At 58.6% G+C, this 12,478-nt stretch carries 11 protein-coding genes and 3 pseudogenes; 10 read left to right on the top strand and 4 right to left on the bottom strand.

What is annotated here, in order from left to right; translation table 11 throughout:
• Positions 1-51 precede the first annotated feature (51 nt).
• A pseudogene (locus QMO82_RS04340) lies at positions 52-510 on the bottom strand (GDP-mannose 4,6-dehydratase).
• Positions 511-740: 230 nt separating this feature from the next.
• Between QMO82_RS04340 and QMO82_RS04335 the strand changes: the two are divergent.
• The 8 genes and pseudogenes from QMO82_RS04335 to fdxB all read left to right on the top strand — a co-directional run bounded on the left by QMO82_RS04335 (position 741) and on the right by fdxB (position 7,532).
• Positions 741-1,684, top strand: a pseudogene (locus QMO82_RS04335) (IS630 family transposase).
• Between the two features lie 254 nt (positions 1,685-1,938).
• Entirely contained in the window at positions 1,939-2,832 is an 894-nt protein-coding gene (gene nifH, locus QMO82_RS04330; protein WP_004675840.1) for a nitrogenase iron protein, read from the top strand.
• A 107-nt stretch (positions 2,833-2,939) separates the two neighbouring features.
• On the top strand, positions 2,940-4,442 hold the full coding sequence (gene nifD, locus QMO82_RS04325) for a nitrogenase molybdenum-iron protein alpha chain (RefSeq protein ID WP_010023084.1): 1,503 nt from the start codon (positions 2,940-2,942) through the stop codon (positions 4,440-4,442).
• Between the two features lie 123 nt (positions 4,443-4,565).
• Positions 4,566-6,107 (top strand): nitrogenase molybdenum-iron protein subunit beta, encoded by a 1,542-nt coding sequence (gene nifK / locus QMO82_RS04320; RefSeq protein ID WP_004677342.1) that lies wholly within the window; start codon positions 4,566-4,568, stop codon positions 6,105-6,107.
• A gap of 58 nt (positions 6,108-6,165) precedes the next feature.
• Positions 6,166-6,456: pseudogene (locus tag QMO82_RS04315) on the top strand (nitrogenase component 1); the annotation flags it as partial.
• 45 nt (positions 6,457-6,501) lie between these two features.
• Positions 6,502-6,990 carry a NifX-associated nitrogen fixation protein gene (locus QMO82_RS04310; RefSeq protein WP_004679071.1) on the top strand — a complete coding sequence of 163 codons (489 nt, stop codon included), beginning with the start codon at positions 6,502-6,504 and terminating at the stop codon, positions 6,988-6,990.
• A gap of 24 nt (positions 6,991-7,014) precedes the next feature.
• On the top strand, positions 7,015-7,218 hold the full coding sequence (locus QMO82_RS04305; protein WP_009991124.1) for a CCE_0567 family metalloprotein: 204 nt from the start codon (positions 7,015-7,017) through the stop codon (positions 7,216-7,218).
• Entirely contained in the window at positions 7,215-7,532 is a 318-nt protein-coding gene (gene fdxB, locus QMO82_RS04300; RefSeq protein ID WP_004677870.1) for a ferredoxin III, nif-specific, read from the top strand. The genes QMO82_RS04305 and fdxB overlap by 4 nt, the downstream gene beginning before the upstream one ends.
• A gap of 161 nt (positions 7,533-7,693) precedes the next feature.
• Here fdxB and QMO82_RS04295 read toward each other — a convergent pair whose 3' ends face one another.
• Positions 7,694-7,903, bottom strand: a complete 210-nt coding sequence (locus QMO82_RS04295; RefSeq protein ID WP_225880317.1) for a hypothetical protein — start codon at positions 7,901-7,903, stop codon at positions 7,694-7,696.
• A gap of 503 nt (positions 7,904-8,406) precedes the next feature.
• Here QMO82_RS04295 and QMO82_RS04290 point away from each other — a divergent pair.
• Positions 8,407-8,862 (top strand): phasin, encoded by a 456-nt coding sequence (locus tag QMO82_RS04290; RefSeq protein ID WP_012489581.1) that lies wholly within the window; start codon positions 8,407-8,409, stop codon positions 8,860-8,862.
• Positions 8,863-8,875: 13 nt separating this feature from the next.
• On the opposite strand, the gene QMO82_RS04285 is transcribed toward QMO82_RS04290, so the two are convergent.
• A complete protein-coding gene (locus QMO82_RS04285; RefSeq protein ID WP_085994811.1) occupies positions 8,876-9,082 on the bottom strand; it encodes an NAD(P) transhydrogenase subunit alpha in 207 nt (68 codons plus the stop codon).
• A gap of 502 nt (positions 9,083-9,584) precedes the next feature.
• Between QMO82_RS04285 and hemN the strand changes: the two genes are divergently transcribed.
• Positions 9,585-10,937 (top strand): oxygen-independent coproporphyrinogen III oxidase, encoded by a 1,353-nt coding sequence (gene hemN / locus QMO82_RS04280; RefSeq protein ID WP_008536465.1) that lies wholly within the window; start codon positions 9,585-9,587, stop codon positions 10,935-10,937.
• Positions 10,938-11,902: 965 nt separating this feature from the next.
• Here the strand turns inward: hemN and QMO82_RS04275 are convergent.
• On the bottom strand, positions 11,903-12,346 hold the full coding sequence (locus tag QMO82_RS04275; protein ID WP_004674399.1) for a pseudoazurin: 444 nt from the start codon (positions 12,344-12,346) through the stop codon (positions 11,903-11,905).
• Between the last annotated feature and the right edge of the window lie 132 nt (positions 12,347-12,478).

Below are 12,478 nucleotides of genomic sequence, written 5' to 3'. Positions count from 1 at the left end.
CATACTGCGATGGCCGACAACCCAGATCTTCTTGTTGGACAAGTCGTACACTCAGAGCTCTTCCCGGCTGTTCAGGGCCTTCCAGTGCTTGACATCCTCGCGCACCATCTCGGCGACGAGCTCCTGAACCGGGGCCTTGTGTTGCCAGCCCAGCTTCTGGCGGGCCTTGGTCGGATCACCGGCAGAAGATCAACTTCCGTCGGGCGGAGGTATCGAGGATCGACTTCAACAAGGCAGGCACCGGACGCGGAGTCGTAGCCAGTCGACGCCGGACGCCTTCCATTCCAAAGTAATGTTCAAGTCGGCAAAAGCCCGCTCGAGAAATTGGCCGACACTCGTCGTCTCGCCGGTCGCCAAGACGTGGCCATCCGGTTTGTCCTGCTGCAGCATGCGCGACATGCCCTCGACATACTCACGTGCGTGGCCCCAGTCGTAGCTCCTGGCGCTGTTTTTGGCCAGCTGTCGGGCGCGGCGGGCCTGCGCGATCGAAGTTGGCTTGTTCAGCCACAAGGCGAAGCTCTATCACTGGGCGCTCGCAGCGTCTCCCGTGCGATACGCCATTTCTCTCTTGGCTACAGGGATGTGCGATTGTCTCCTGTTTTCAAAGCTCTTTGTCCTGCTGATGGTCGCGGTCGCGCTGGCGCGCGGTCGACCTAGACATGTCCTGCGATTGATGAATCGATTGTGAGGTGACGAGAGCGACCGAAGCTGATTCAACATCCACAGCGGAGAGGTGGATGATGGGACAGGCCCTGAGCGATGATCTCCTAATACGGGTTTTGAAAGCGTCTGCGGCGGGCATGTCGGCTCGACAGGCTGCGGCTCGTTTCGGAGTTGGGATTTCGACGGCGATCCGCTGGATTGAAGAGCGAAAGAGGGTGAGTTAACTGCTCTGCCACAGAGCTGGAGACGACCTTCGGCAGTGGATGCACACGAGGAATTCGTTGTCGCGTTGATCAACGAGCGTAGGGATGTGACGCTCGATGAGATGGTTGAGCGCTTGTCCGTCGAGCGGCAGGTGAAGATCAGCCGCAGCGCACTTGGCGCCTGGCTTCGAGGCCGTGGGTGGACCTTTAAAAAAAGACCGCACACGCACTGGAGCAGGACCGACCGGACGTCCTGAAGCGCCGGCGCGCCTGGTTCGATGGTCAATTGGACCTCGATCCGGAGAAACTGATCTTCATCGACGAAACCGGCCTCTCGACCAAGATGTCACGTCTGCGCGGACGTCCATTGCGAGGTGAGCGTTTGCCGTGCCGGCGTGCCGCACGGCCATTGGAAAACAACGACTTTCACCGGTGCGTTGCGCCTCAGCGGAATGACCGCCCCATTCGTCTACGATGGCGCGATGAACGGCAACGTCTTCCTTGCGTATGTCGAACAGGTGCTGGTGCCGCCCCTGGAGATCGGCGACGTCGTCATTATGGATAACCTGCCTGCACACAAGATAGCCGGTGTCCGCGATGCCATCGAACGTGCCGGCGCCAAGCTCATGTTCCTGCCGCCCTATAGTCCGGACTTCAATCCAATCGAGAACGCATTCTCGAAGCTGAAAGCCATGTTGCGAGGCCGAGCCGAGCGAAAGATCGATGCTCTATGGGATGCGGTCGGGGCCTTGATACCTCGCTTCACTGCGGCAGAATGCGCAAACTACCTTAAGGCCGCTGGATATGACCCAGATTGAGCAGGATTTGCTTCTAGCCCAGTTGCAAGTGATGCCATCACGACACCGTCTGTCGGCTTTGTCTGATCGGCGACATTAGGTTTGTTTGGCAGTTTCCTGTGGTGGTTCGGAGTAACTTTCTGAAACCCAACAAAAGGATCTTTCCTTTGGCTCGATCGGCCCACATGGCACGGGTTTTGAAGATTGCCATGCGAGGCGGCGCGAGCTGCCTGCCTTTTACTCAGCGATGGATGGAACGAAAGAAGGAAGGCGATATGTCAGATTTGCGTCAAATCGCATTTTACGGCAAAGGGGGGATCGGCAAGTCCACCACCTCCCAAAATACGCTCGCAGCGCTTGTCGACCTCGGGCAGAAGATCCTGATCGTCGGATGCGACCCGAAAGCCGACTCCACCCGGCTGATCCTGAACGCCAAAGCACAGGACACGGTTCTGCATCTGGCAGCGCAGGAAGGTTCGGTGGAAGACCTTGAGCTCGAGGACGTGCTCAAGGCCGGCTACAAAGGCATCAAGTGCGTGGAGTCCGGCGGTCCGGAACCGGGCGTCGGCTGCGCCGGGCGCGGCGTCATCACCTCGATCAATTTCCTTGAAGAGAACGGTGCATATGACGATGTCGACTACGTCTCCTATGACGTGCTCGGCGATGTGGTGTGCGGTGGCTTTGCGATGCCGATCCGTGAGAACAAGGCCCAGGAGATCTACATCGTGATGTCCGGCGAGATGATGGCGCTCTATGCCGCCAACAACATCGCCAAGGGCATCCTGAAATATGCCCATTCCGGCGGCGTGCGGCTCGGCGGCCTGATCTGTAACGAGCGCCAGACGGACCGCGAGCTCGACCTCTCCGAGGCGCTGGCTGCCAGGCTCAATTCCAAGCTCATCCACTTTGTGCCGCGTGACAACATCGTCCAGCACGCCGAGCTCAGGAAGATGACGGTGATCCAGTACGCGCCGGACTCCAAGCAGGCCGGGGAATATCGGGCGCTAGCCGAGAAGATCCATGCCAATTCGGGCCAAGGGACCATTCCGACCCCGATTACCATGGAAGAGCTCGAAGACATGCTGCTCGACTTCGGCATCATGAAGAGCGACGAGCAGATGCTGGCCGAACTACAGGCCAAGGAGTCAGCGGTGGTTGCGGCTCAATAACTGCCGCTGTCGACAGGACGCGCTGGCCCTTGCGCCAGCGCGTCCTTCCAAGAAAGCCGCTTCGGCGACGACGACCTAACCCGAACCTTGAAAGGGGGCAGGGGCCCATGAGCCTTGATTACGAGAATGACAGCGTTTTGCATGAACAGCTCATTGCGGAAGTATTAGCGCAATATCCAGACAAGGCGGCGAAGCGCCGCAAGAAGCACCTCAGCGTCGCAACGAGCGGCGACGAGCCTGGCGATGAGCCGAAGGCCCTTTCCGAATGCGACGTCAAATCGAACATCAAGTCCATTCCGGGCGTGATGACGATCCGCGGCTGCGCCTATGCCGGTTCCAAAGGCGTGGTATGGGGGCCGGTCAAGGACATGGTCCACATCTCGCACGGGCCGGTCGGTTGCGGTCATTATTCCTGGTCGCAACGCCGCAACTACTACGTCGGCCTGACGGGCATCGACACGTTCGTGACGCTGCAGTTCACCTCAGACTTCCAGGAAAAGGACATCGTGTTCGGCGGCGACAAGAAGCTTGAACAGGTCATCGACGAGATCGAGGAGCTTTTCCCCCTCAACAACGGCATCAGCGTGCAGTCGGAATGCCCGATCGGGCTGATTGGCGACGACATTGAGGCGGTGTCGCGCAAGAAGGCCAAGGAGCACGAAAAGACGATCGTGCCGGTACGCTGCGAGGGCTTCCGCGGCGTCTCGCAATCGCTCGGCCACCACATCGCCAACGACGCCATCCGTGACTGGGTTTTCGACAAGAACGAAGTCGAGTTTGAGACCGGCCCTTACGATGTCAACGTCGTCGGCGACTACAATATCGGTGGCGACGCGTGGGCTACGCGCATTCTATTGGAGGAGGTGGGGCTGCGCGTGGTCGGCAACTGGTCGGGTGATGCCACGCTCGCTGAGGTCGAGCGCGCGCCAAAGGCCAAGCTGAACCTCATCCACTGCTACCGCTCGATGAACTACATCTGTCGGCACATGGAGGAAAAATACGGCATCCCGTGGATGGAATACAATTTCTTTGGTCCGTCCCAGATCGAAACCTCCCTGCGCGAAATAGCCAAGCACTTCGGTCCGGAAATCGTCGACAAGACCGAGGCTGTCATCACCAAGTACCGGCCCCTGGTCGATGCTGTCGTCGACAAGTACCGGCCGCGCCTCGAAGGCAAGACGGTGATGCTCTATGTCGGCGGCCTGCGTCCTCGCCACGTCATCACGGCCTATGAGGACCTCGGCATGCGGATCGTCGGCACCGGCTACGAGTTCGCCCACAACGACGACTATCAGCGCACCGGCCATTATGTGAACAAGGGTACGCTGATCTATGACGACGTGACCGGTTACGAGCTGGAAAAGTTCATCGAAGGCATCCGCCCCGACCTTGTTGGGTCCGGCATTAAAGAGAAGTATCCGGTGCAGAAGATGGGCATCCCCTTCCGCCAGATGCACTCCTGGGATTATTCCGGCCCGTATCACGGCTATGACGGCTTCGCCATATTCGCCCGCGACATGGATCTGGCCATCAATAATCCGGTGTGGGATCTCTACGACGTCCCCTGGAAAAAAGAGGCCGCGCCAGCTGAGGCGGTTGCGGCCGAATGAGAGCCTGGCCTGTCTTGGGAAGGGGCAGGCCAGGCTCTTCCTATCGGACTTGATCCGCACTCGTGACAGATGACATCCCATTGCCGCCACCGGTGCGGCGCGATGAAAAGAAAGGTGCTTACTATGCCGCAGTCGGCGGAAAAAGTTCTCGACCATGCTCCCCTGTTCCGCGAGCCGGAATACAGGCAGATGCTCGCCGAGAAGAAAGCCAATTTCGAATGCCCCCACCCGGATCAGGTCGTTGCCGATCAAAACGACTTCACGAAGACCTGGGAGTATCGCGAAAAGAACCTGGGCCGCGAAGCCCTGGTCGTGAACCCGGCCAAAGCCTGCCAGCCGCTCGGTGCCGTCTTCGCAGCCGCAGGCTTTGAGCAAACGATGTCCTTCGTCCATGGCAGCCAGGGCTGCGTCGCTTATTACCGTTCGCATCTGTCGCGTCACTTCAAGGAGCCTTCATCGGCGGTCTCGTCCTCGATGACGGAGGACGCGGCAGTGTTCGGCGGGTTGAAGAACATGGTCGACGGGCTCGCCAATACATACAAGCTCTACGATCCGAAGATGATCGCCGTCTCGACCACCTGCATGGCCGAAGTCATTGGAGACGACCTCCACGGCTTCATCGAAAACGCAAAGAACGAAGGGTCGGTCCCGCACGACTTCGATGTTCCTTTCGCCCACACGCCTGCCTTCGTCGGCAGCCACGTCGATGGCTATGACGGCATGATCAAGGGCATTCTGGAGAACTTCTGGAAAGGCAACGAGCGGAAGGAGGTTGCTCAAGCCATCAACATCATTCCCGGCTTCGACGGCTTCTGCGTCGGCAACAACCGCGAACTGAAGCGCCTGCTCGACATGATGGGCGTATCCTACATCTTCATCCAGGATGCCTCCGACCAGTTCGACACGCCGTCTGACGGTACGTACCGCATGTATGACGGCGGCACGAAGATCGAGGACTTGAAAACGGCGTTGAATGCCGAAGCGACCCTGTCGCTGCAGCACTATAACACGCGCAAAACGCTGGAATATTGCAAGGAGGTCGGTCAGGTTACGGCTTCGTTCCATTATCCGCTGGGTGTTCAGGCGACCGACGAATTCCTGATGAAGGTCTCGGAGATTACCGGCAAGGAAATTCCTCCGGCAATCGGCCTGGAACGCGGCCGTCTCGTCGACGCTATGGCAGATAGCCAAGCCTGGCTGCACGGGAAGAAATACGCGATCTACGGCGATCCTGACTTCGTCTACGCCGTTGCCCGGTTCGTCTTGGAAACCGGCGGTGAGCCGACCCACTGCCTTGCTACCAACGGCACGTCGGCCTGGGAAGCCGAGATGAAGGCGTTGCTCGCATCCTCGCCCTTCGGCAAGGATGCCCAGGTCTGGGCGGGCAAGGACCTGTGGGCGTTGCGCTCGCTGCTCTTTACCGAGCCGGTTGATCTTATGATCGGCAATTCCTATGGCAAGTATCTCGAGCGCGACACCGGCACCCCATTGATCCGGCTGACCTTTCCGATATTCGACCGGCACCATCACCACCGTTTCCCGCTCATGGGCTACCAAGGCGGCCTGCGCGTCCTGACGACGATCCTCGACAAGATCTTCGACAAGCTCGATCGCGAGACGAGCGAGCCGGGTGTGACGGACTATTCTTACGACCTGACCCGCTAGGAGCGGCGGCGGTCGGCCTTGTGAGGCCGGCCGCCTTCATCTGAACTTGGAGACCGCAATGCCCTTGCTCAATGCTAAAGTCCAGGATGTCTTCGACGAGCCTGCCTGCGAGAAGAACCGCAGCAAGGATTCCAAGGCGCGCAAAAACGGCTGTTCGAAGCCGCTGATCCCCGGGGCGGCAGCCGGCGGATGCGCTTTCGATGGCGCCAAGATCGTGCTGCAGCCGATCACCGACGTCGCGCACCTGATCCATGGGCCTCTCGGCTGTGAGGGCAATTCCTGGGACAATCGCGGATCGGCTTCCTCAGGTCCAACGCTCTGGCGCACGAGCTTCACGGCGCTGACCGAAGCAGGCGCCATTGAAAAGAAGCCTTTCGATGAGGAGGACTAAGAAATGGGTACATTGACAGGAAGTACGAATGGCCCTGCTGTCAACGAAGATGGGGATCTCGCCACCCCTTTTCTCAGATGCCTGATAAGGCTCATCCGCGCTCAGGATGCCCATGGGGCGTGGGAAGGCAAATCGGACGCTGACCTGCTGGCCGACTTCATCCTCACCAAGGAGCAGCGCCGTAAGATCCCGATCATAGGCGATCCGGATCCTGATGTGCTGTGGAGGCTACAGAATTTTTACAGTTGCGTGGGGCTTGTGATCGAAGAGTGCACAGGCCTGTTGGCATCGCCGATCATGACGATCGGCCATGAGGGCTTCGGCCGCTTGCTTTTCACGACTGGACGGTTGGTCGTTCTGTCGAAGACCCTGCGCGATGTCCACCGGTTCGGCTTTGAGACGCTAGGCAAGCTCGCCGAGACCGGCACGAAAATGGTCGATGACGCTATTGAAGTTATCGAAACCTATCCCGACGTGGCGCGGGCATCATGAAATCAATTTTCGAGGAAAGAGATCATGTCAGACATTGTGGAGCAGCTGAAGAAGGTCCGCAAGCTGCAGTCCCGCGCCGCCGCTGCGAAGATGGAGTTGCACGATCTTGCCGAGGACCTTCCGATTAATTGGGCTAGAATCAAGACCATTGCAGGAGAGACGTTCGACGCCTTCGCCGAGTTGAACGCTGCGAAGGAAGAGCTCGCTGCATTGGAGAATTCACGATGACTGGCCCTTTCGTCACGCGCGACGGCTCCAGCTGGGTGCCGGAGTACCTGACCTGCATCGATGCTACAACCTGCATCGGCTGTGGCCGATGCTTCAAAGCCTGCTCTCGCGAAGTCATGCACCTCTATGGCGTCGGTGAAGCGGGTGAAATCCTCGGCATCTGCGACGACGAGGAGGAAGACTTCGATGGCGAGCTCAATCGTATGATCATGGTTGTCGATGAGGCCGGCCGCTGCATTGGTTGCGGCGCCTGCGCGCGCGTCTGCCCGAAGAACTGTCAGACCCATGTCGCGGCAGACAAGGTTACTGCGTGATCTCGCGAACAAGTCAACGCTGTTACCTTCAGATCGTTTGTTGTCTCCTGCTGCTCGTCGTCTGCGCAAACGAACGAACGTAGTTACTTCGTGTGGCATTCCATCCACAAAGTTAGCGCTGCGATGGTGGCTAGTTCGTCGCTTCTTTCAATAGGACTTTTTTAAAAGCGCGAAGTGGCGATCGCTGTCTCGTCGCCCTCGGCGATGAACTTATCCGGTTGCCAAGGCAGATGCCCCGCGATTGGATCGCCACAGATCGTGCCGTTCGTGTCCCATGCCTGATCCGCGGATGCGGCGGTTCTAATCAATGGCGGCCGGTGCAAAGAAGGCACTGCAATTGCACGCAATGTCTCGCGCAAGCTGACCGTCAAGGTAAGCACCAGTGCGCAGCTGACGGAGGCACTTGCGGCGAGGACCGCAAAGCCACTTTCCACCCCGCAGGCTCAATACGATCCGACACAGGACGATCCTGAGCGCGGTTGAATTACATGCTAATTCCCTTGTCCCCAGCGCAACCGTCGACATTTCTCGCAAATGTCGGGCATCCGCCACTTTTGTCAGGTTTGTCGTGATTGGAACGTTTTGTTCGCCGGTCTCTCCGTCAAATACACATCAACCTGCCCTCAACCCGCCCATTGATAAAAGAAAATCATCTTCTTGGCGCGTCGGAGCAGTTGGCATGGTGTTTGCTGATCCCTGGTTACAAGCGGCAGAAAGCAGTCTGCATGATGCCGGTTCATGAAACGAACGGAACGGAGGCCACCTGACCGTTCGTCATCGGATCCGCGTTCTACCAAGCGGCCATGCATCCGCCGGCGGAAGGGTCAATCCCGATGTCACAGCTTGCAACCAACTCAAAGAGAAGGAAAATGCAATGACCAAGATTTCCGAAAGATCCTTTGAAACGATCGAAAACCCGGGGTCATCGTCGCTCAAGGTGCCAGATCAGTTCGGCGCATCTGTTGAAAAGGGGAACAAGAAGGTGACAGAGGCTCTTTTGAAACTTGCGTCCGGCGCTGAAGCGACACAGAAAATGCTGCCTCCGATCCTCGAAACGACAAGTCTATTCGGCAACGAATTGTGGTGGAAGACGATCGCTGCACTGCAGGCCGACGCCGAGGCCAGCTTCTCACATTTGCAAGCTTTGCTGGGCGCGAATTCGCCGTCGCAGATCCTCGAACAGCAGTCGACCTTTTTCCGCAAGCGCGTTGAGACAAGTTTGCAGCACGCCAAGGAAGTCCGGGTGCTCTCAAGCAGGGCGGTGGAGGAAATCTCAAAGCCGGTCAAGGATGCTTTTGACAAGGTGCTGACGGACCTCAAGGCGACGTAAAACTGAGGAGACCCTAGAAATACCGCGCGGTGATCTGCCCGGTGAAGAAACACCTGAAGTTCGCACTCGCTTCGATGACCGCCCGGTAACCCCGATCTTTCCCATTCATCTTCTGTGCACGGCTGATGCGCGGGACCATGTCTATGGCGCTTATATTCGCGCCCGAATGCAGAGCCCGCTTGAGCAACTCATTGTTGGCTGCGGGATAGAAGAAAGCGATCAGCGTCTTTTCAGGCGACAGCAGGGCGACCTCATTGATCGAGGCGCACCTTGACGATCACGTCGGCGGCCGCGGCGAGGGCCTGTGGAATTGGAAAACGACCACGACTTCCGCGTTTCGGTAGGCTTCGCTCGAGATTCCCGCCGTTAGGCCGGCACCAGTTCCACTGGCGATCAACAAACTATCGCCGGGGGCCAGCGCATGGAGCGAGCCGAAACCGTGGGATGGCTCGACCGGCGACAGCACGCGGACACCAATTTGTTTCACCCGTTTTGCGTATCAGTCATTCTTGCTCATTTCCTTGTGGCACGTCTCTTCGAACAGCCGGGACCGCGGCTCGACCCATGTCAGAACGAGATGTTAGGCGGGTTCGAAAGTGCTGACTTTCACAGCGGACAAAGATCCGGCTGATTCTGGCCTGAGACGTCATCATTGATTTGGGACAAGGAAGCCGGCGCGGCCGGAGGTCATAAAGCATCCTGTTTTGAAAAGGGATGCGAAAATGTCTGATGATCTGATCGCCAAATACGGCGATGCGCGGGTTCCGCGTTATACGAGTTACCCGACGGCGGCGGCTTTTTCTGCAGCCGTGGGGCCGGATGAATATGCCGGCAATCTCGCCCATATCGCCGCGGCTGGCCCGGTTTCGGTTTATCTCCACGTCCCGTTCTGCCGTTCGATATGCTGGTACTGCGGCTGCCACACGACCATCACCCGGCAAGACGCTCCGGTCGCCGACTATCTCGACGTGATGAAGGAAGAGATCGAGCTCGTCTCTTTTGCGGCCGGAAACGACGTGCCCGTCAAGTACGTGCATTTCGGCGGCGGCACGCCGTCGGTCATGAAGCCGCAGGAATTTTCGGCTCTAATGGCAAAGCTCAGGAGTGCCTTCACGTTTGAAGCGAAAGCCGGCGTCGCAGTCGAGATCGACCCTCGCACATTGGTCGCCCCCATGATCGATGCGCTCGCCGAAAACGGCGTCGACCGCGCAAGCCTCGGCGTCCAGAGCTACGATCCGATCGTGCAGGCCGGTATCAAGCGGCTGCAATCCTTTGAGCAGACGGAAAGGGCGGTCGCCGGGTTGCGCTCAGCAGGCGTCAGCAGCATCAACTTCGACCTAATTTATGGCCTTCCGAAACAGACTGTCCAATCTTGCATCGAGACGGTCCGGCTGGCTGCAGAACTGCGTCCCGAACGTTTCGCCGTTTTCGGTTACGCTCACATACCCGCTTTTAAGAAACATCAGCGCCTGATCGACGAAGCATCGCTGCCGGACGCAAAACAGCGGAACGAGCAGGCGGAAGTGATCGCCGAGGAGCTCCAGAAGGCCGGATATCTGCGCATTGGGCTCGATCATTTTGCACTGCCGAACGATCAGTTGGCGCTCGCCGCGCGCAACAGAACGCTGAGGAGAAACTTCCAGGGCTATACCACGGATGATTGCGATAGCCTGATCGGCCTCGGCGCATCTGCGATCGGGCGGCTGCCGGCCGGCTATATGCAGAACCACGTGCCTCTCGGCCTCTATGCCGAGCGAATTGCCTTCGGGGTGCTGCCGACCGCCAAGGGATATCTTCTCAGCGAGGAGGACAAGCTTCGGGCGAGGGTCATCGAGAGGCTGATGTGCGATTTCGAAGCCGATCTCGGCCAGTTGAGCAGCGGATCGGGTTTCGACACCGGCTTCCTTGTCGAGCGCAACGACCGTCTCGGCGAGCTCATGGCCGACGGCGTCGTGACGATCAGCGGTGAGCGGATTGTCGTATGCGAGGAGGCGCGCTTCATGGTCCGTGCAGTCGCGGCGGCATTCGACGCCTATTTTAGCTCGCACGGGCACACGCACAGCAAGGCAGCCTAGTACTTGTCGCCGGAAGTGTGCATCGGTTCCGGCGACACGAAACGCATCAAAGGCCGCGCGAGAAGACATCGAGTTCCCGTTTCTCGATCGAGGACCCTGCAGTTATCTTCCCAGGAGTCCCGTCGACAACGGCACGTCGAGGAGGATCGACGTCGCAAGTTCGTGTGAAGCAGGGCGGGCGCACTCACAAATACGGTCATCGGGCCGCCCTGTCACAAGTAGATGGGCGCCCGTATCACCGCCTGGACGTCGAGGTCGTTATCGTCGAGCTTTTCGGCTCATTCAAATACAGCTCGATCTCGGCAGGCCCCGGCCCAGGGTATCGTTGGCGACTGACGTCGAACCTTTAAGGTGGCGTGGGCAAGCGCCGGTCCGCAGAGTTGTGCCCATCGCGATTATGGCGGCCGCGCAGGCGCCTGAAGGAGCCTTTTCGCGAGGTGAGCTACCGAGCGCCACATGATCGACGGCTCTCGCCCTCTCACGAACGCGGTTGTTCGAGCACGTCGAAGGACGAGGCAGGGGTCTCCTAGTTGTAGGACTTGCCTGCCGCGGGGATTTCGATCAAACGTTCGACGGCGCCTTCCGTGCAATTCTTGGGTAACCAGAACGAGACCCCGGGTTTTGGCTGGCATCTCCTTCGCGACTGCCGCGCAAAAAAACGACCTCGTTATATTCGTCGTCAGCGAGATTGCCGCCGGGCTAGTGATCTTGCCCACGCGTTCCTTCACAGGTCTGCCGTGCAGATCATAGCTCTTTTCACAGGCCACATTCACTTTCTCGACGGTCCCACCAGGTTTCGGCATCGGCTTTGCCGACAACCGTGTCCGACCACTGCCTTGGACGTCTTGCCTGACAGCGCCTGGCTCTGCTCGATGCTCACTGAGCATCAGCTGCTCCTGGCGAGGCAAACAGCTGCCACGAAAGCCATCGTCATGGGCTGCGCGGTCATCCGCACCTGCTGTGTCTCACTGGGTGATGTTTGTGAGGTCGGCATCGAGCCGCTTGCGCACCATGTTCGGCACCTTTGCAGTCTTGATCGCTTCGAGATTGGGCGGACTGTCACCCACCTGGATCAGGGCAACCATGCCCATGCCGGAATGTGGGGTGCATTTCAGGACATAGACGCCTGGAACATCGAATTTCGCGCGATATAGCTCATTCGGCTTTGACTTGAAGTCGGCAACGCCATCCGGAATGAGGCCTTTGAAGGTTTCGACGTTGTGGCCCTTGTCGGTGGGGATGAAGGTGACGGTGTCGCCGGGGGCGATCTTCAGGAAGCCAGGCTCGAACACCATCGCGCCTTCCGTGCCTTTGTTGAGCATCCGAACCTGGTGGTCGGCCGCCATCAACGGCGCTGCCGAAACAATCAAGGCTGCCGCTGCAGCGATCAGACCGAATTTTAACCGCATTTGCAAGCTCCTTTTCTGCGAGACCCAATCAGCCTCATGAATGTGTCTTAGCAGATGCCGGAATTGGGCTCTTTGACGCCCGTCAAATTCGGGGAAAAAAGGCAGAAGGTCCCAATTTTTGCCTGCTTGCCC

This window comes from Rhizobium sp. BT04 (genome assembly GCF_030053135.1).
Taxonomy (GTDB): domain Bacteria; phylum Pseudomonadota; class Alphaproteobacteria; order Rhizobiales; family Rhizobiaceae; genus Rhizobium; species Rhizobium binxianense.
This window is presented reverse-complemented; position numbering and strand designations above follow the sequence as displayed.